Genomic DNA, 19,470 nt, shown 5'->3' with positions numbered 1-19,470 from the left:
ATTATTTAACGGATGTAACGGATGTCATGGGTGTAACAGATGTCAGGAATCGATCGCAGGGTCAAGTGCAATTAAGAACGTCCTAACCGTTTTGGCGTTTGATCTAAGTTTACTTTTACCCGTTTTTCCGTTGGCAAATCACAGCGAACAATCACATGATTAATTTTATTTCTGCCCTTGTGGGCGATTTCCAATCCCTGGGAACTATCAATTAGTTAAGTTTATTTTAGCCTGCATACTTATTATTTTAGCCGATCGCCTTAAAGCATACCCAAAAGATACATACTCTGTTATTCGCATATTCCCAGCAAAATCAACCTGATTTTACTGAAATCTTGATAATTGCTCGAATTCTACCCAGCAAAAGAGTCTTTGTTTGCGGGGCTCCCAGCCATCGCCCAAATCGCACAAATCCGATTCCGTTATTCGCATATCGCTGAAATCCGGCATTCCTTGCTTGACTGACCCCTTGCCGCACTGAGATAAACTACCGGCGGCGGCTCATCAATTACAGCTTGAAGATTTTTTGTCATAAATTTACTAATCTCCATATCTAAAGTAGCTGTAAAATCAGGTTCATCCCAATCCTCGCTTTCTTCAATGCTGATGGTTGTTGGTTGCCCCATATCAAAATCTAGTTCATCGCCAAAATCCGAAACTTTCTTAATTGGATCTATTTTCTGACCGGTATCAGCGGCAAAAGCTTGAGTTGTATTGGCTATTAGTACGATCGGCAGTGCTGCTATGGCACTTATTGTTTGTCGCGCCGTGATTTTCCTCATGGTATCCTCCTGGTATAAACTAAATTTTGGTGCTGCTATACATTCAACATCTGCGGCTACTTGAGAGCGCTGTGAGTCGATTTGAGATTTGAGATTTGAGGTTTGAGATTTCCTCCACAGATGAATCTGAGAGCTTGAACTAGGGTCTAAAATTGTTGGTAACTTACCACTCCGGCAGTTCGCAAGTATCCGTTTTTGAGCAGAGTCATTAATTAATAGTGGCTGGCTTTTCCATAGGATATAACCTTATCTGTGACTCTTCGCGGCAAGTTTGCTGAACGGATCATATCCGGTGAACTGTTTGCCTTTCTATTTACTACGTGAAAACTCTTAAACAGTCAGGTTTTCTCGTTAAGTAATTCCCCGGCGTTTGCGAGTGTTCATCTCAGACTCCAAGCAAAGTGGGTGAGAAGTTCGATCGCACACCAGTTTTCGCACACCAGTTTTCCCACTCCCGCGCTCCCACCAGCAAGCTGATGTGACATACCACAGCCACCAAATATCTGTCAATACTTATATCTTAACATTTTTAATTTTTTGCATAATTCTCGTTACCAGGAAGAGCCTGGTAACGCAGCTCGGCGAGGCAGAGCCTCCAGCCCAGTCGAGAGGGCTGCTATTTCGTCAAGCCGTGTTCGAGAGCGAAGCGAACCAACTCAGTACGGCTGTTAGTACCCGTCTTGCTAAACAAACGGCTGACGTACTTTTCCACATTGCGGACGCTAGTTTCCAAGCGGCGGGCAATTTCCTTATTCATCAAACCTTGAGCAACCAAATCCAAAACACTTTGTTCTCGCGGAGTCAAATCAATTTTAATCGGCGAAGGACTTTGGGCGATCGAACTCCGCCCGCTCAGCAAAGACTCAATTCTCGCCATTTGGCTTGTCAAAGCAGCAATATCTGGACTTTCAGAACTTTCGCTCGTCTCCTTAGCAGCCGCGCGGCGGGCCAGCAAATTGGTTACTATTGCTACTAATTCGTCGGGATCGAAGGGCTTAGAAAGATAAGCATCGCAGCCTGCTTGATAGCCTTGAATGCGATCGCCCGTCATCCCCTTAGCCGTCAAAAACACCACCGGCAAAGCCTTATAGCGAGGATCTTCCCGCACTTGCTTGAGAAATTGATAACCGTCCACCTGGGGCATCATAATGTCTGAAATCACCAAATCGGGATTGTACTGCTGCAAGAGTTCCCACCCATCCCGAGCATTACTGGCCACCTCAACCGCAAAATCGCTATCTTCCAAATAAGCTTGTACTGCTTCCCGCAAGCCCGGTTCATCATCTACCAATAATAATCGTGCTGACATAGTTGTTACCCTTACGCTTTACCACTATTTTTAAATTTAGCCGAATTTAAGTCTTATTGTCACTCCATCCCTCGAAGGAAGTTAAAAAATTGTTGTTCAACTCAAGAGCTTTGAGTTAGGTTTTGATCTAACGATTAAAAAGTTTTTAAATCTTTAATTCAAAACTCAAAACTCAAAACTCAAAATTATTCTTGAAGCGTTCCACTTAAACTTTGGAACGATCGGTCAAAATTTCATAGCCAGTTTCTGTCACCAACACAGTATGCTCAAACTGAGCCGACATAGCATTGTCAACCGTTACAGCAGTCCACTTGTCAGAAAGCGTCCGAGTGTACTTAGAACCGGCATTCAGAATCGGTTCGATCGCCAATGTCATGCCCGCTCGCAATTTCACGTTCGGCATTTCCCGGGTGCGGAAATTGAAAACCGAAGGTTCCTCGTGCAAATTTCGCCCGACACCGTGGCCGGTAAACTCCTCAACGACGTTAAAACCGTTGCTTTTGACGTGATCTTCGATCGCACCAGCCAGATCGAGCAAATAGGCTCCCGCCTTCACTTGTTCGATGCCTTTGTAGAGAGCTTCTTCTGCGACTCGGATTAATTTTGCCGATTCGGGAGTCACTTCCACAACTGCGATCGTGATGCAAGAATCGCCGTGAAAACCTTGGTAATATGCCCCCGTATCTACCTTGAGAACATCTCCTGCCCGAATTACTTTTTTGGCGCTGGGGATGCCGTGAACAACTTCGTTATTAATGCTAGAGCAAATCGATCCCGGGAAACCGTGATAGCCTTTAAAACTCGGAGTTGCCCCCATAGCACGGATGCGTTTTTCCGCATAAGCATCCAAATCAGCAGTAGTCATTCCCGGTTTCACCATTTGGGAAATTTCTTTGAGTACCGTTGCAACGATTTTCGCGGCCTGCCGCATAATTTCGATTTCGCGTTCCGACTTAATTTCAATGCCTCGACGCTGTTTTTTGACTTGGGGTGCTTGAGTTGGGCTAGAAAGCAGACTGCTAAAAATATTCATGTATTGATTGGCGGGTAATTTTGTACTTTGACAGCAGGTAGAAGCAAAAAAACGGCGAATATCCAGTTTTTTGTGGAAAAACGGGTGTCTTGTTGCGAACTGTCGATCGCTTGTCCTTTTAGCTAGCTTAATATTTTTCTCACTAATCGGCACGGGATTGGGGGGTCAATCGATTTTAGATTTTAGATTTTAGAGGCGACCCCACGAATAAATACGTTCGGCAAGTTTCATCGGATACAGGTTTTTTATTTCTGGACGGATGAATCCGGGGGCTTGTATCCTGGATGCTTGATTGTCAACAAAGCGGTTTCAACCGCCGAGCCCGTTGGAAAGCACCGAAGAACACTATTGTCAATCAGCCTTCACGGGCAGGCTCTCCTGCCCAACCCCTACTCCCCACAATAAAATCTAATCTTCGCTTCACAGGCATCTTGCCTGTTCTTGAGCATCGTCCAAGATGTGAGTTGGAGCGGGATTTCCGAGCATTCCTGTGAGGTTAGCAATTGCGACAATTAACTTATTTATGTCAACTGGTTTAGATAAGTGCATCTGAAAACCCGCTTCCAGCGCTTGCTTGCGCTCTTCCTCTCTCGCGTAGGCCGTCAGAGCGATCGCAGGCATCTTTCCACCCCTGAGCACTTCCATTTCTCTCACCCGCCGGATCAACTCGTAGCCGTCTGCTTCCGGCATTCCAATGTCGCTCAGCAGCAGATCCGGCCAATAACTCTCCAGTGCAGCTAGAGCCCCGGCCACCGATGCCGCCGATCGCACCACAGATCCTTCGTCTTCGAGTAAAGCAATCAAAAACTCCCGCGTGTCATCGTCATCATCCACCACTAGCAATTGCAAATTAGCCAGAGTGGGGAGAACCTCTGTCGCGTCATTGAGGTGTGACCAATCATCGTCAGCAGCGAGGGCGTTCCTCTGTGCAAGAGGTAAAGCCACCGTAAATTTCGCACCCTCGCCCGGATTATTCTCTGCATACACCTTACCGCCGTGCTGTTCCACCAAGTGACGGACGATCGCCAATCCCAGTCCCAAACCCCCGTAAGACCTAGTTGTGCTGCTATCAGCTTGGCGGAAGCGATCGAAAACATAAGGCAAAAAATCAGGAGCGATACCAATGCCGCTATCAATTATCTCAATTTGAGCTTCCTCGCCAACTGACTCTAACCGCACCTGTACTTTACCCTCTGGCGGACTAAACTTAATCGCATTTGACAGCAAATTCCAGACAATTTGCTGCAAGCGATCGGGATCGCCGATAACTTCACCTACATTGGGACTGCACGTTAATTCTATGACTATTGATTTTTCCTCAGTCAGCGGCTGCAAAGAATCTATTGCCAGCTTGATCGCAGATTCCAACCGAATCGGATGCTTATTTAAATTTAGTTTCCCCCGCAGAATCCGCGAAACATCTAAAATATCTTCAATGAGTTGCGCTTGAGATTTAGCATTGCGCTCAATTGTTTCTAGGGCTTTCTCAATAGTGTCTCGGTCAAATGTTTTGCTGCGAAGCAGCCTAGACCAGCCGAGAATTGCATTTAAAGGAGTACGGAGTTCGTGAGAGAGAATAGCTAGAAATTCATCCTTCATCTGGTTAGCTCTCTCCGCTTCTTGCCGCGCTACTTGTTCGCGGATTAGTCTGCTGCGTTCTTCCTCTGCTTGCTTGCGGTCTGTGACATCTCTAACCGTGCCCACGTGACCGATCAGTTTTCCTAAATCCGAAAACATTGGCGACGACTGCACGTGAACCCAACGCACATTTTCGCTACCAGCTAATCGAAACTCGTTAGAATATTCCTGGCTTTCGTTAATCCAAGCTAACCAATCTGCTACTACGCGATCGCGATCTTCTGGATGAACTTCCCGCTGCCAAACCTCTGCCAAACTTTCCTCCAAAGTTAACCCGCAAATCGCTTGACAACGCGGGTTGATGTAAGTACAGCGGCCTTCAACGTCAGCTAAGTAAATTCCCAGTGGCGAACAAGCACACAAAGTGCGAAACCGCTCTTCACTTTTACTTAGTTCACTATTAACCGCAGCTAACTGTGTTGCTTGCTGCTTCACCTCGACTGTTTTTTGGAACAATTCCACAAATACCTGCACCTTCGAGGTCAATATTTCCGGTTCCAAGGGTTTGAAGAGGTAATCCACCGCACCCAGAGAATAACCTTTAAACACGTGGGTGTCATTACTGCTGAATGCTGTGATAAAAATAATCGGAGTCGCTCGCGATCGATCTCTAGAGCGAATCAATGTTGCTGTCTCAAATCCATCCATTCCCGGCATCTGCACATCAAGCAAAATTACCGCAAAATCTTCATTAAGCAGACATCTCAGAGCCTCCGCGCCCGAATTAGCTTGTACTAAATTATAAGAGGGGCTGTTGAGGATAGCTTCTAGAGCTACCAAATTTTCTGGGCGATCGTCAACTAAAAGGACATTTACTCGATGGGGGGACTGCATATTCATAATTTTTTTAATCTTTAATTCTTAGCAAATTGACTAAACAGGGAGCGATTTTAGAGAGGGGTAAAATCCAGTCTACTTCAACATTTGCGATCGCCGACGCTGGCATGATCGGGCATAGAGCTGAAGCCGGTTCCTCCACGAATGTCAATCCTCCCTCAGCTTTAATTTTTGCCAGCCCTTTACTGCCATCAGAATTAGCTCCCGTTAAAATTATGCCGATCACTTTCTCCCCAAAGGCATCCGCAGCAGACTCAAACAGCACATCGATTGAGGGCCGCGCGTAGCAGACAGGAGCCTCAGTTGATAGTGCAAATGTAGGAGTTCCGCGATTGGGGATTGGGACTTTTGAATTATGGATTGACTCCACTGCCACACTCCCCGATTCTGTAAAGTCGTTTCCATACAGGCTAAACTCCTCCTCAGAGGGCGATTCTATTAGCAAGTGATAGTCAGCAGGAGCCAAGTAAACCCGTCCAGGTGCGAGCTCCTCTTTGTCTTGGGCCTCTGTGATTTGGAGAGAGCTTTGCTTTTGTAAAAAATCAGTAAGCCTATTCTGAGAACTCTTATGGCGGTGTTGGACAATAACTACAGGCAAAGGAAAGCTTTGTGGCAAATCTGCCAGCAGCACAGTCAGAGCCTCTAGCCCTCCCAAAGACGTGCCCACGACCACTATTTCAAAATTTTTTTTATTTAATTCTCCGGTATAGTTTATCACTACTTTCAATTGGTTCATAGTATTTTTCATAAGGTGTAAAAATTAGAGACTCCTGATGTCCTAGTCCTAACACTCCAAACATTCCCAGGCTCTCATAAAAAAGCTTGTGTACCCGCTCTTGGAGGTGTGAATTGAAATAAATCAGCACATTACGGCACAAAATAACATTAAATTCATTAAAAGAATTATCCGTTGCTAGGTTGTGGTGAGCAAAGACAATATTCTCTTTAAGTGAAGAGCGAAAAATTGCATTTTCATAGGCAGCAGTGTAATACTCAGAAAACGCTTTCTTGCCTCCCGCTTGGTGGTAGAGTTGCGTATATTCTTGCATTTGTTTCAGCGGGAATATCCCTGTTTTTGCTCTTTTCAAGACTAATTCATTCATGTCTGTAGCGTAAATCCGACAACGGTCATACAGTCCTTCTTCTTGCAGCAAAATAGCCATAGAATAGACTTCTTCTCCCGTTGAACATCCAGCGTGCCAAATCCGAATAAAAGGATAAGTACGCAGCAGCGGCACCACTTTATTTCTGAAACTAATGTAAAAGCTGGGATCGCGAAACATCGCCGTTACATTGACAGAAATGTCCAGCAGCAAACGGTCTAGGTAAGCAGGATTGTGCAGTACCTTTTCCTGAAGTGCAGAGACAGTGGTGAGCCGTTCCGAGCGAATAGTGTTCCAAATACGGCGCTTGAGAGAGGCAAGAGCATAATTGCGAAAATCAAATCCGTAATAGCGAAACATTCCCTCTAGTAGGAGTTGAATTTCGATTGTTTCCAGTTCATGGCTTTCGGACATTTTTAATTAGTTATTGGGAATTGCGAATGGGTAAACAGGGCATGGGGCAAACAGGGCATGGGGCATGGGGCAAACAGGGCATGGGGCAAACAGGGCATGGGGCATGGGGCATTGGTAGCACCTAACAAATAACTACTGACTACTGACTACTGACTACTGACTAATGACTAATGACTTCTTCCTATCGATAAAGCCAGACACGCAGCAGCGAGAGCAACTGTTCGGTATCAACAGGTTTGGTAATGTAGTCAGACGCCCCAGCTTCGATACATTTTTCCCGATCGCCCTTCATAGCTTTCGCAGTAAGAGCAATCATTGGCAAGGAAGCAAATTGAGGAATTTTACGAATTGCTTGCATTGTTTCGTAACCGTCCATCTCTGGCATCATCACGTCCATCAACACAATATTTATCTCAGGCGTATTTTGCAATTTAGCAATGCCCTCTCTGCCATTCTCAGCATACTCAATTTTCATTTTATGGCGCTCCAGCATACTTGTGAGGGCGAAAATATTCCGCATATCGTCGTCAACAATCAAGACTGTTTTGCCCGCGAGCGTCGAATCTGTTTGATACAATTGCTCGAGCATTTGGCGCTTCGGTTCCGGCAAATTTGCTTGAACCCGGTGCAAAAACAAAGCTGTTTCATCTAACAAACGTTCCGGCGAGCGCACATCTTTAATAATGATTGTTTCCGCCATTCGCTTCAGTTGAGTTTCTTCGGTTCTCGTCAACTCTTTGCCCGTGTAAATAATCAGCGGCAGACTTTTCAAAGTCGGCTCTTGCTTGATCTGCTCGATCAGTTCAAAACCCGTCATATCTGGCAGTCCCAAATCGAGTACAACGCAGTCAAAATGCCCCGATTTTAAAGTTGCTAGCGCCTCTGCACCACTCCCCACAGCCGTGGTAGAAACATCGTGATTGCCGATTAAATCTACAATACTGAGACGCTGTGTTTCGTCGTCTTCCACGACTAGCAAATTCTTCACAGGCCGCTCCACAAACCCCTTAATATCAGTCAAAGCTTTGCTCAAAGCTTCGCGGCTGACAGGCTTTTGTAGGTAGGCGATCGCCCCTAACTGCAAACTGCGCTGCCGCCCTTCTTCAACTGATACAATGTGAACCGGAATGTGGCGCGTAGTTGGGTCGTGCTTCAAGCGATCGAGAACTGTCCAGCCATCCATCACAGGCAAATTTAGATCCAGCATAATCGCAGTTGGCTTGAACTCTCGCGCCATCGCCAAACCGATATCGCTCCGCAAAGCCACCAAACCTTTAAAACCCTGTTCCTGCGCCATATCCAACAGAATCCGAGCGAAGTTTACATCATCCTCGACAATCAACAGCACGCGATCGTCGATCTCGACATTTTCCCGATCGTCAGCGATAATCGGTGATGGATAAGGAGCGATCGGCAAGTTGAAATTCGGCGAAGGAACTGCTGAAGAAATAGCAGCCGGCAATTGAGCCGTTTGCTTGCCCCTTCCCGATTCCCCATCGTTCATTATTCGCGATTCTTGGTAAGTTTGCGGCAGATAAAGCGTGAACCTACTACCCTCACCAAGGCGACTCGTCAATTGAATTTCTCCCCCTAACAAATTAGCGATTTCTCTACTAATTGACAAACCCAAACCCGTGCCCCCGTATTTGCGGCTAGTGCTACCATCAGCTTGTTGGAAAGCCTCAAAAATAACCCGGTGTTTTTCAGCAGAAATTCCAATCCCCGTATCGCTAACTGAGAAAGCCAAAACATTAGGGGAACTCGTTAAACTTTCTTTTTCTACACTCCACCCTCCCCGCGCTACTTCGACCCGCAATTTTACCTCACCTCGCTCTGTAAACTTAAACGCATTAGAGAGAAGATTCTTCAACACTTGTTGCAGCCGTTTAGCATCAGTATAGAGCCCTTTTGGCAACCCAGCCTCAAGCTCGATTTTAAAACTCAACTTCTTATCCTGGGCGATTTGGCGGAAAGTTCGCTCCAAATGATCTCGCAACTCCGCAAACAACACTTGATCGATTTCCACCGACATCGTGCCTGATTCAATCTTAGCAAGATCCAAGATGTCATTAATCAGCCCCAGCAAGTCATTTCCCGCCGAGTAAATTGTGCGCGTGTATTCAACTTGTTTCAGAGTCAAATTGCCTTCAGTATTGTCAGAAAGCAATCGAGCCAGAATCAACAGCGAATTCAGCGGAGTTCGCAACTCGTGAGACATATTTGCCAGAAACTCCGACTTATACTTAGAAGTTAGAGCCAACTGTTCGGCTCTTTCTTCCAATAACCCCCTCGCCTGTTCGATATCTCGATTTTTCCGCTCAACTTCCTTATTTTGCAGCGCTAGCAATTCAGCTTGTTCTTCTAGTTCTTCATTCGTTTGTTGCAACTCTTCCTGCTGCTTCTTCAACAGTTCCTCATTCGTCTTCTGCAACTGCGCTTGCTGTTCTAGCCGCTGGTTAGTGTCCCTTAGTTCCTTTTGCTGAGTTTGCAACTCTTCAGCCAAAGATTGCGCCTGTTTCAGCAACTCTTCCGTCCGCATACTCGCCGCAATTGTATTTAAAACAATGGCGATACTTTCCGTCAGTTGGTCGAGGAATGTCAAGTGTATTTCGCTGAATCGGCGGAACGAAGCTAACTCGATTACTGCCGTCACTTCTCCCTCAAATAGTACAGGTAAAACCACGACATTCAGCGGCGTAGCTTCTCCCAGACCCGAGCTAATTTTCACGTAGTTGTCCGGCACTTCAGTCAACAGTATACGTTCCTTTTCCAGGGCGCACTGTCCTACCAAACCTTCGCCTAAATGGAATCTATTTCCTAACTGTTTGCGTTCCCGATATGCGTAGGTACTTAACAGTTTGAGAAACGGATCGTGTTCCACAGCTTCCATCATAAAGAAGACGCCATGCTGAGCAGAAACCAGCGGCGTTAATTCTGAGAGAATTAGTTTAGAAACAGTTTCTAAATCCCGCTGACCTTGTAGCATTCGAGTGAACTTAGCGAGGTTTGTTTTCAGCCAATCTTGCTCTGTATTTTTCTGCGTAGTCTCCCGCAGATTGGCAATCATCTGGTTAATGTTATCCTTAACAATCGCAACTTCTCCTTCAGCGGCGACGGAAATTGACCTCGTTAAATCGCCTCGGGTAACAGCAATTGCCACTTCGGCGATCGCGCGCACCTGAGTAGTCAAATTCGCCGCCAATTCATTCACATTATCCGTCAAATCTCGCCACGTCCCCGCCGCGCCCGGAACCTTCGCCTGACCGCCTAACTTCCCTTCAATGCCAACCTCCCGCGCCACCGTACTAACTTGATCGGCAAACGTCGCCAGCGTATCAATCATCTCATTAATCGTATCTGCCAGAGTCGCAATTTCTCCCTTAGCTTCCAGCATTAATTTCCGCTTCAAATCGCCATTCGCCACCGCCGTCACAACTTTAGCAATACCCCGCACTTGCGCTGTCAAATTTCCCGCCATCGAGTTTACATTGTCGGTTAAATCCTTCCAAGTTCCCGCAACTCCTTTCACCTCAGCTTGACCGCCCAATTTACCCTCAGTTCCCACCTCCCGCGCCACCCGCGTCACCTCAGAAGCGAAGGAATTAAGCTGATCCACCATCACGTTAATAGTGTCTTTCAGTTCAAGAATTTCGCCTTTGACATCAACGGTAATTTTCTTAGACAAATCCCCATTTGCTACCGCTTTCGTCACTTCCGCAATATTCCGCACCTGCGCTGTCAAATTCCCCGCCATCAAGTTAACATTATCAGTTAAATCTTTCCAAGTTCCCCCGACACCCCGCACGTAAGCTTGCACGCCTAATTTACCTTCCGTTCCTACTTCCCTCGCCACCCGTGTTACTTCAGATGCGAAGGAACTCAACTGATCCACCATGATGTTAATCGTGTTTTTCAGTTCGAGAATTTCGCCTTTGACATCTACGGTAATTTTCTTGGATAAATCGCCATTGGCCACAGCCGTTGTCACTTCAGCAATGTTGCGGACTTGGGCTGTTAAATTCCCCGCCATCGAGTTAACTGAATCCGTTAAATCTTTCCAGGTTCCTGCAACTCCCCGTACTTCAGCTTGCACGCCTAATTTCCCTTCGGTTCCTACTTCCCTAGCAACCCTAGTTACTTCCGACGCAAAGGAATTTAATTGATCCACCATCGTGTTGACGGTGTTTTTGAGTTCAAGAATTTCACCTTTAACATCTACAGTAATTTTCTTCGACAAGTCGCCATTAGCCACAGCAGTCGTAACAGCAGCAATATTCCGTACTTGTTCTGTCAAACTACCAGCCATAAAATTAACTGAATCCGTTAAATCCTTCCAAGTTCCTGCTACGCCTCGGACATCTGCTTGACCGCCGAGTTTACCTTCGGAGCCCACTTCTCTCGCCACCCGCGTGACCTCAGATGCGAAGGAATTAAGCTGATCTACCATCACGTTAATGGTGTTTTTCAGTTCTAAAATTTCGCCTTTAACCTGTACCGTAATTTTTTTAGATAAGTCACCGTTAGCAACAGCCGTCGTCACTTCCGCAATGTTGCGAACTTGGGCTGTTAAATTCCCGGCCATTGAGTTAACTGAATCCGTTAAATCTTTCCAAGTTCCTGCAACTTCCTGCACTTCTGCTTGTACGCCTAATTTCCCTTCCGTTCCCACTTCCCTCGCCACCCTGGTTACTTCAGAAGCGAAGGAATTTAACTGGTCAACCATCGTGTTGACGGTGTTTTTGAGTTCGAGAATTTCCCCTTTAACATCTACAGTAATTTTCTTGGATAAATCGCCCTTTGCCACAGCGGTTGTCACTTCAGCGATGTTCCGCACTTGTGCTGTCAAACTGCCTGCCATGAAGTTAACGCTATCAGTTAAATCCTTCCAAGTTCCGGCAACTCCTTTAACTTCTGCTTGACCGCCGAGTTTGCCTTCGGAACCTACTTCTCTCGCCACCCGCGTTACTTCAGATGCGAAGGAATTTAACTGATCCACCATGATGTTAATCGTGTTTTTTAACTCCAGAATTTCACCTTTAACATCTACAGTAATTTTTTTAGATAAGTCGCCATTTGCCACAGCGGTTGTCACTTCCGCAATGTTCCGTACTTGTGCGGTAAGATTACCGGCCATCGAGTTAACTGAATCCGTTAAATCTTTCCAGGTTCCTGCAACTCCCCTGACTTCAGCTTGTACGCCTAATTGACCTTCCGTTCCCACTTCTCTAGCCACCCGTGTTACTTCAGATGCGAAGGAACTCAACTGATCCACCATGATGTTAATCGTGTTTTTCAGTTCGAGAATTTCGCCTTTGACATCTACGGTAATTTTCTTGGATAAATCGCCATTTGCCACAGCCGTTGTTACTTCCGCAATGTTGCGGACTTGGGCTGTTAAATTCCCCGCCATCGAGTTAACTGAATCCGTTAAATCTTTCCAGGTTCCTGCAACTCCCCGTACTTCAGCTTGCACGCCTAATTTCCCTTCGGTTCCTACTTCCCTAGCAACCCGCGTTACTTCAGACGCAAAGGAGCTCAACTGGTCTACCATTGTGTTAACAATTTGCGCTGTTTGGAGGAATTCTCCTTTGAGGGGTCTGTCTTCTATTTCTAAGGCGATAGTTTGCGATAAATCTCCTTTTGCTACGGCCCGAATTACTCTGGCGGTTTCAGAGGTTGGTTGCACTAAATCTGTAATTAAGGTATTGACAGAATTGACGCTAGCTGCCCATGACCCCTCGGCGCTGCCGATGGTGGCCCGCTGGGCGATTTTGCCTTCTTTACCGACAACTGTGCCGATCCGATCGAGTTCGGCCGCCATTCTCTCATTGAGCTCGATAATTTCGTTCAGTTCGTCAGCAATTTTCCCCGCTAGACCGGTCTGGTCTATGGGCATCCGAACTGAAAAGTCCCCTTTTTTGACTGCCACTAAGGTTCTGAGTAACTGTTTGGCATAACCATTATTGGAATTGGGGGTTGTTATCTGTGCAGTTGACATGACCGTTACCTTTGACGAGTTTGAAGGGGAAGGGGGGAATATTTTTGAGATTATTGATATTATCCGACTAAAGCAGTGTTTGATTGCTTCTATCGAAAGATGGATGACAAATAGCTGTTTATCAGCTACTTTGTAGTTGGTTATTTTATACTGGTTAGCAAACTATTCTTGGTAACCAGTTAATTGTGGGGTGTCAGGAACAGGGCTGGAAGCCTGTTCCACGCTGTTCCACAAAGAGTGAATTTTATTGTGTGGCGGGCAGGATGCCCGCACTACAGATTACCAAATGCAATTATTTCCAATTTTGCCACGAACTATTGAAAATAGAAGTACCCGGAAAGGCGATCGGATTGGCATTTTGTTGCAACCGCAACTGCAACACTTCCAAGTTTGGCTCGCGGGCCGGCAATTCGTCCACTAATTCATAAGGGAGAATCCCTTTTTCTAGGGAAAAAGCAGCCGTAACTCCCGCCGCCGCACCGGCAGACCATTCAAAAGAATGGACTCGATAAGCAGCGGCCGCTGTGTGGCTAACAGCAATACTTTTACCTGCCACTAACATATTGTCAATTTTCTGGGGAATCATTGCCCGCAGCGGAATTTGGAAGGGATAAGCTTGCCCTTGACCTTTGCGAGTGCCTTCCCGTTCGGTATTTCCCGGTGCTTCCGGCGGACTGTTAGTCATGCAGGGGTGAAAGTCGATCGCGTAATGACCGATACCCACAGAATCAGGATAAATCGTAGCGCGCGATCGCGATTTTGTATCCTCAACAGATTGACTTCCCACAGCCAAAGCCGGCGCGTTCAAACCACCCACAGCCAACCACAAATTGCGATACTCTTCCTCCGACAAATTCTGGCGGTAAAAATCAGCCGTAAAGTCAGTGCGAGACATATCAACTTCCCACACCGTAAAACCTTGAGGCTGATTGAAACTGGGCCGCCCAATAATGCGCCGGCCCTCCCGCATATAAGGATATTTAGAAAGTCCGTGCACCGTCCCCATCGGCGAATCCAACCCGCTCAAAAAACGATTGTTTGGATTAGGCTTTTTGACTCCCTCTCCTAGCTGCGAGTCAGTAGTTCCTGTTACCAGCCAGTAGAAAAATCCTTTGGCATTTTCCTCTCCCTTTCGCAAAGTTTCCGTTCGCAAACCGCCCATCCATCCCCCCGGTTGCAGTTGACCTGATTCTGCCAACTGCTCGCGAGTATAAATTAAATTATCCTGGGCAGAACCGGGGCGATAGTCATTGCCCCAAGTCCAGTTTTGCATTGAAATATCTCCCGGATAAATGGGGAATTGCTTCGGGTCTGAAGGTCGCTTTTGATCCGGTCTCATGCTCCTGATTTGGCGGTAGGTGAAAACTAAAGGAAAGCTGGCCAATCTCTGCAATTCGTAGCTGTAGTAAGGAGCATATTGTTGATAAAAAGACGGCACTTGATGCTGCTGCGGTTCCTTCGTTGCCTGCATCGCAAAGGTGTAGGTAAAACCTTGAGTGCAGTAAGCGTCGCCGGTGGGGCTGGGGGAGGAAGGTTCCAGAGGGGAACGCGGGTCGATTCCGAGGCGGTAGGGAACATCCGCAAGTCCGATCAATTCCCCTGTTTCAGTGGCATCTACAACGTACCAATCAGCACCCCCCCTTTTGGCAGTAGGGGGGGAACTTGTGGAATTCCCCTCCCTTCTGGGGTTAGGGGGGGTTCCAGATGATTTAGGAATAAACCGAATAATAGTTTTATTAAAACGCGGAGAATTTTCGTAGCGATAGGCATCTTCGATAGTTTGAGAAAGAGTTTCGGTGTTGAGTGGTGGGGTGTTGGCGGCCGGTTTGTGTTGAATGGCGATCGCACTTTTAATTTGTTGACCCCCAACTGCATTCCCCGCCACAGCAGGAGTAATTGCTAGTTCTTTAATAACTGTATTGGGAAACCATTTCAGCGTGCCTTTACCTTTTCTAGCGGCATCCTGCAAGATGTTAAATAGAATTTTGTGACCGTCGTAGGGCATGAAACACGAATAGCTAACCCAACAGCCTCCGGGATTTAGCCGGCCGTAATGTTCCTCGATCCGCCGCCGCAATTCTAGGTAGCCGCGGGGGTAAAATAAGAGCGATCGCTGAGTCTCTCTTTCATCGAGTGCGGAAGTTCCCTGGGAGGAAATTTGACCGCCTACCCAGTCAGTAATTTCAGTAAGGCAAACTGTGCGCCCAGCCAGCAAACCTTCGTAAGCGGTAGCAGCGCCTGCGAGCCCGCCGCCTGCTACTAGAATGTCGCAAGTTTCTGCAGAGTCGGGATTGCGGGGAGGTTCGGCAAATACTGGGGAAATGCTCCCTATCGCGGAAATGATGCCCAAGGTGAGGCTAAGGATCGATCGACCTTTGAGCAAAAATAGATACTGTCGAAGTTTCATCGGAGATTGTGGAATTAATTTTGACATAGCGCGAAAAACACTCATCCCATCTAAATGTTTATTTTGCAGTATACTGGTATTTCGCGGTGTTGTCAGGGAAAACTTTTTTAGAGAAGAGGCATTAATACCAGCAAAAACTATCGATCTGCCGGATGAAACTTATGCTCAAAATTGTCAAAATCTTTAGGTCATTGATTCCTTTTGAAAGTTTAACAATTACCACCAGTTTAACTTTTTCTGAAGTTGTGTCTAGGGTGGACGAAGTTGTCACTAATCCCCAACTTTTTAGAGTAACTCTACCCTTTGGCACGCCACCTGCAAAACCCTATGAAGGAACAATTTATGGCAAGAAATTCAAAATTAATCGCATCATCATCGGTCGCAATTTATTTATCCCAATTATAGAAGGAGATATCCATACTCAAAACTTCGGTTGTTACATAAAAATTCGGATGAGTTTAAATAAAATAGTTCTAGGATTGATGATTCTTTGGCTGTGGACAACGGGCAGTATTGGAATGTTTGCTTTATTTGCTTGGTTAGTAGAACCATCCGTGGGAGCGATATTTATACCAATTTTAGGAATGTTTATTGTGGGCTGGCTTTTGTGCTTGATTCCCTTTAAGATAGAAGCAAAAGCAGCAACAAAATTTTTGTCTGTTCTGTTAACATAAAGTAATTCATCACTACAATATTTGAGCTGTATTGTTAAAAACAATCTGGCTTCATCGGCTGTAAAAAAATCAATTTTCCGGGATTACCCATGCGTCAAAACCAACTGAAACAAAAAATTAAACAAGGCGAAACAGTCCTCGGTTTATTTATGAACTGCCCTTATCCCGCATTCATAGAAATCTGCGGTCACGCTGGATTTGATTTTGCCGTTATCGACATGGAACACGGGCCCCTGCACCCGCTTGCTGCTGAAGATTTGTGTCGCGCCGCCGACTGTAGTGGAATTGCACCCATTGTTCGCGTCAGCAAAAACGACGGGCCGCAAATTCAACGAGCTCTCGACATCGGCAGTGCAGGCGTTCAAGTACCTCAAATTGAAAGCAAAATCGATGCCGAAACCGCTGTCCAAAGTGCTAAATACAGTCCTCTGGGCACGCGAGGCCTTTCCTTCGCTACGCGGGCAGGACTTTACACCGCCGCAGGTACAAATATCACTGACAAACTCAACGAAGAATCCTTAGTTGTGATTCATGTTGAAGGCAAAGGCGGCATCGACAACCTGGCAGAAATTGTTACTGTGCCAGAGGTGGACGTGATTTTTCTAGGGCCTTACGATCTGTCACAGTCGATCGGCATTCCCGGCCAAGTCCGCGATCCCCGAGTCATCGACATGATGCAGGAGGCAGTGCAAACCATCCGCAAAGCAGGCAAAGCCGCCGGTACTTTTGCCGAAAACCCCGAAATCGCCCAGCAGTGGATTGATGCTGGCGTTCAGTACGTCGCACTTGGGGTCGATGTTGCCGTTTTCCTGCGGGCCTGTCAGTCGCTGGTGAAAGCAGTCGATCGATTTTAGATTTTAGATTTTGGATTTTGGATTAAAAGAAGAACCAGCCCCCGGATTCATCTTGCAAGCTTTACGATATCTTTGCAATTTTTGTAGTGCCTTTTACGACACATACAAAAATCCTGCGCTAGAGTAGAAGCATACACCTCCTCAAGGCAAAATTAGGGAGGGGAGCAAGGCTTCAGGGAGTAAAATCTATGAAAACCGTATTAGAATCCATTCATTTGGATTATGCCTTCATGTTTACTTTCAAAAAAGTAAACTCGATTAAGCTAGAAGGTTTCAAGGAATTTTTTGACGATATGCCTGTCGATCCCTATGTGAAAGGTAAGTATCGTTCGAGAAGATTATCGCGGTTTGCAGTCAACGGAAATGAGTTAGTTAAGTTACCTCACGGCTATTTGTATCAAAGCAAAACATACAATCCGCTAGTGGGTGATATCAAGCGGGAATTTGCCGAATTGGACGATCGGCTAATCGCCCTCGATAATTTCAAACAGATGATTTTTGCTTTTTTCGATTCCTGCAAAATTCACCCGGAAGCTGAAATCGGCATCCATCAAATCAGGACAACTTGTTCGCCAAACAATTTCGGCAACCCCGCACCGGAAGGCATTCACCAAGACGGTACAGACTTTATCGGGATTTTCTCAGTTGACAGAACTAATATTGTAGGCGGGGAAACGCATTTGTACTTGGCTAAAAAAGAGAAGCCTGTTTTTAATAAAATTCTGCATCCGGGAGAATTGCTGTTAGTTAACGACCACGAGTTTTTCCACTTTACTACACCGATTAAACCGGAATCTGAAGGAGTGGGAACCAGGGATGTCTTTGTGCTGACTTCTCCGAGTTTGCTTTGCGATTGAGGAGAGTTGAGCAATTGGGCGTCTTTCGTTAGTCGTGAGGACTTTACTCCAATGGCACTGAAAAAGGCTTAATCACACCCTCCGTTTAGCTTTCAAGACAGAACGAGGTTCCTGCATTCGAGGATACGGTTTCGGCCTGCGTTTCAAAACTCTAGGTTCAGAACGCTCAGGTCGAATCGTGAGTAAATTAGTTGCCACCTGTTCCAAAAGTAATTGACGCCATTGTCGCTGTTGGCGTTTTCCTGTAGTTGCCAACAGCGTCAATAACAGATTAAACTGCTGCCTAGTTGATTGGAATGAGAGTTCAAAAACTGTATTTTTTGACGAAGATACAGCCTGCCACATAATAGTACGCAATAAAGTGTAAGCTAATAAGTGTGTCCAAATTTCTTTTCTCACCATCACCGGAGTTTTAGCTGTTAACATCTCCATTTTTAACGTGGTTTTGAGATAGCGTAAATTGACTTCTGCTGCCGACCAACGAAACCCATATAAAGAAGTCAATTTTTCAACAGTGTAGCGTTTGGCATCCACTAATGTTGTCACTATAATGATACGCTCAGATCTGAAGCCGCGGCGCTTAATTCGTAAGCATACTTCCCGGACGATGAAACTAGACGGCAATGCCTCAAATTCCTCACAAGTCATGTGGTTAGGACACTGTTTGGGTTTATTCCAGACAACTTTGTGGTCGCCAATTCCCAACTTTTTTCCCCGTCTAAAGTCTGTTTTACGGAGATAATTTTTGCGGAAAACAGCGTCTGCTCCTTGCTGTTTTACCAAAACTAAATCGACATAATTACCATAAGCTTGATCGGCTAATATCACATCTTCGGGTACTAAATCTGCATAAATCAAACGGCTCATCACAATCTCACTGGTTGCCAAGGATGCTATGACAGCCGATACCACAGCCCCAGTTAGTAATGAAAAGAGTACCACTATTTTAGCGATGGGAAATCCACACCCTGGTTTTTGATTGCTGTGTTGTGGATACTCGGCTTGATTGGCAGCAGTATCACTCATCAATACTGTTGTTCCGTCTAATACCCGCACCCGTCGTCCACACCATTGTTGTTAAGCGAGGAACTTCCTTTTCTAGGGCCTCTGCGACTATGGGTACTAACTGTTGAACGAGTTTTTCTGGTAGTCGCGAACTCGCTTTACTATATGCCCCGGTGTCTGAAGAAGGAGGCTTGGCTCTGGCTGCACTCAGCCACGTACTCATCCGCTTCACGGCTTGACTTAAACTTTTGTCGGGATCGAGTACCTGGGATACCATCGCCCACAAGGTGACTACCGGTGTGTAGATGCTTTGGTAGTAGGTGATCTTCTCATTCGCTAGAAGCTCACCTACTAAGGAATCTGGCAGCAGCTTCTCCCAAGGTGAGGCAACGCTCTGCAAAAATTGTTGTTTGAGAATAGACGCACGGTTTGGCATAATGGAGAGAGATATTTTGGTTTGTAAGGCAATTATCTATGTATATCTTGCCTTACAGATTTTTTTTGCTCACTTTTTCAGTGCCATTGGACTTTACTCCTCTCTCTGGCGTTTACTCAATCA

General features: G+C 46.0%; 13 protein-coding genes and 1 pseudogene. 4 read left to right on the top strand and 10 right to left on the bottom strand.

Translation table 11 applies throughout. From position 1 onward, the window contains the following. Nucleotides 1-422: 422 nt before the first annotated feature. The 8 genes from OSC7112_RS27315 to OSC7112_RS27285 all read right to left on the bottom strand — a co-directional run bounded on the left by OSC7112_RS27315 (nucleotide 423) and on the right by OSC7112_RS27285 (nucleotide 13,114). The gene (locus OSC7112_RS27315) at nucleotides 423-782 is read right to left on the bottom strand and encodes a hypothetical protein (protein WP_015178916.1); all 360 of its coding nucleotides are present in this window, start codon (nucleotides 780-782) and stop codon (nucleotides 423-425) included. A gap of 351 nt (nucleotides 783-1,133) precedes the next feature. Further along, nucleotides 1,134-1,292, bottom strand: coding sequence for a hypothetical protein (locus OSC7112_RS40250; RefSeq protein WP_190274278.1), 159 nt, complete (start codon nucleotides 1,290-1,292; stop codon nucleotides 1,134-1,136). A gap of 106 nt (nucleotides 1,293-1,398) precedes the next feature. Beyond that, a complete protein-coding gene (locus tag OSC7112_RS27310; RefSeq protein ID WP_015178915.1) occupies nucleotides 1,399-2,091 on the bottom strand; it encodes a response regulator transcription factor in 693 nt (230 codons plus the stop codon). 205 nt (nucleotides 2,092-2,296) lie between these two features. After that, complete coding sequence (gene map / locus OSC7112_RS27305; protein ID WP_015178914.1) at nucleotides 2,297-3,124, bottom strand: type I methionyl aminopeptidase; 828 nt, start codon at nucleotides 3,122-3,124, stop codon at nucleotides 2,297-2,299. A 420-nt stretch (nucleotides 3,125-3,544) separates the two neighbouring features. Beyond that, a complete protein-coding gene (locus tag OSC7112_RS27300; RefSeq protein ID WP_015178913.1) occupies nucleotides 3,545-5,602 on the bottom strand; it encodes a hybrid sensor histidine kinase/response regulator in 2,058 nt (685 codons plus the stop codon). 7 nt (nucleotides 5,603-5,609) lie between these two features. Continuing rightward, on the bottom strand, nucleotides 5,610-6,335 hold the full coding sequence (locus OSC7112_RS27295) for a chemotaxis protein CheB (RefSeq protein ID WP_051041561.1): 726 nt from the start codon (nucleotides 6,333-6,335) through the stop codon (nucleotides 5,610-5,612). Further along, complete coding sequence (locus OSC7112_RS27290; RefSeq protein WP_015178911.1) at nucleotides 6,289-7,116, bottom strand: CheR family methyltransferase; 828 nt, start codon at nucleotides 7,114-7,116, stop codon at nucleotides 6,289-6,291. Before OSC7112_RS27290 ends, OSC7112_RS27295 begins: the two co-directional genes overlap by 47 nt. A gap of 181 nt (nucleotides 7,117-7,297) precedes the next feature. Then, on the bottom strand, nucleotides 7,298-13,114 hold the full coding sequence (locus OSC7112_RS27285) for a HAMP domain-containing protein (protein WP_015178910.1): 5,817 nt from the start codon (nucleotides 13,112-13,114) through the stop codon (nucleotides 7,298-7,300). Here OSC7112_RS27285 and OSC7112_RS40245 point away from each other — a divergent pair. Then, nucleotides 13,113-13,250, top strand: coding sequence for a hypothetical protein (locus tag OSC7112_RS40245; protein WP_190274277.1), 138 nt, complete (start codon nucleotides 13,113-13,115; stop codon nucleotides 13,248-13,250). The genes OSC7112_RS27285 and OSC7112_RS40245 overlap by 2 nt on opposite strands. A gap of 156 nt (nucleotides 13,251-13,406) precedes the next feature. Here OSC7112_RS40245 and OSC7112_RS27280 read toward each other — a convergent pair whose 3' ends face one another. Next, entirely contained in the window at nucleotides 13,407-15,521 is a 2,115-nt protein-coding gene (locus OSC7112_RS27280; protein WP_041622760.1) for an FAD-dependent oxidoreductase, read from the bottom strand. Nucleotides 15,522-15,673: 152 nt separating this feature from the next. Here OSC7112_RS27280 and OSC7112_RS27275 point away from each other — a divergent pair, with 152 nt between their 5' ends. The 3 genes from OSC7112_RS27275 (at nucleotide 15,674) to OSC7112_RS27265 (ending at nucleotide 17,906) form a co-directional block, all read left to right on the top strand. Continuing rightward, entirely contained in the window at nucleotides 15,674-16,195 is a 522-nt protein-coding gene (locus OSC7112_RS27275; RefSeq protein WP_223300703.1) for a hypothetical protein, read from the top strand. Between the two features lie 89 nt (nucleotides 16,196-16,284). Further along, a complete protein-coding gene (locus OSC7112_RS27270) occupies nucleotides 16,285-17,049 on the top strand; it encodes an HpcH/HpaI aldolase family protein (protein WP_015178907.1) in 765 nt (254 codons plus the stop codon). A gap of 188 nt (nucleotides 17,050-17,237) precedes the next feature. Beyond that, a complete protein-coding gene (locus OSC7112_RS27265; protein ID WP_015178906.1) occupies nucleotides 17,238-17,906 on the top strand; it encodes a 2OG-Fe dioxygenase family protein in 669 nt (222 codons plus the stop codon). Between the two features lie 72 nt (nucleotides 17,907-17,978). Here the strand turns inward: OSC7112_RS27265 and OSC7112_RS27260 are convergent. Beyond that, a pseudogene (locus OSC7112_RS27260) lies at nucleotides 17,979-19,347 on the bottom strand (IS4 family transposase). Nucleotides 19,348-19,470 lie beyond the last annotated feature (123 nt).

The organism is Oscillatoria nigro-viridis PCC 7112 (assembly GCF_000317475.1).
Classification (GTDB): domain Bacteria; phylum Cyanobacteriota; class Cyanobacteriia; order Cyanobacteriales; family Microcoleaceae; genus Microcoleus; species Microcoleus nigroviridis.
This window is presented reverse-complemented; position numbering and strand designations above follow the sequence as displayed.

Bases quoted from the DNA above. Each gene is read 5' to 3' on its own strand.
- OSC7112_RS27315 (WP_015178916.1), bottom strand. From the start codon at position 782: ATGAGGAAAATCACGGCGCGACAAACAATAAGTGCCATAGCAGCACTG.
- OSC7112_RS27310 (WP_015178915.1), bottom strand. From the start codon at position 2,091: ATGTCAGCACGATTATTATTGGTAGATGATGAACCGGGCTTGCGGGAA.
- map (WP_015178914.1), bottom strand. From the start codon at position 3,124: ATGAATATTTTTAGCAGTCTGCTTTCTAGCCCAACTCAAGCACCCCAA.
- OSC7112_RS27300 (WP_015178913.1), bottom strand. From the start codon at position 5,602: ATGAATATGCAGTCCCCCCATCGAGTAAATGTCCTTTTAGTTGACGAT.
- OSC7112_RS27295 (WP_051041561.1), bottom strand. From the start codon at position 6,335: ATGAACCAATTGAAAGTAGTGATAAACTATACCGGAGAATTAAATAAA.
- OSC7112_RS27290 (WP_015178911.1), bottom strand. From the start codon at position 7,116: ATGTCCGAAAGCCATGAACTGGAAACAATCGAAATTCAACTCCTACTA.
- OSC7112_RS40245 (WP_190274277.1), top strand. From the start codon at position 13,113: ATGACCGTTACCTTTGACGAGTTTGAAGGGGAAGGGGGGAATATTTTT.
- OSC7112_RS27285 (WP_015178910.1), bottom strand. From the start codon at position 13,114: ATGTCAACTGCACAGATAACAACCCCCAATTCCAATAATGGTTATGCC.
- OSC7112_RS27280 (WP_041622760.1), bottom strand. From the start codon at position 15,521: ATGAAACTTCGACAGTATCTATTTTTGCTCAAAGGTCGATCGATCCTT.
- OSC7112_RS27275 (WP_223300703.1), top strand. From the start codon at position 15,674: ATGAAACTTATGCTCAAAATTGTCAAAATCTTTAGGTCATTGATTCCT.
- OSC7112_RS27270 (WP_015178907.1), top strand. From the start codon at position 16,285: ATGCGTCAAAACCAACTGAAACAAAAAATTAAACAAGGCGAAACAGTC.
- OSC7112_RS27265 (WP_015178906.1), top strand. From the start codon at position 17,238: ATGAAAACCGTATTAGAATCCATTCATTTGGATTATGCCTTCATGTTT.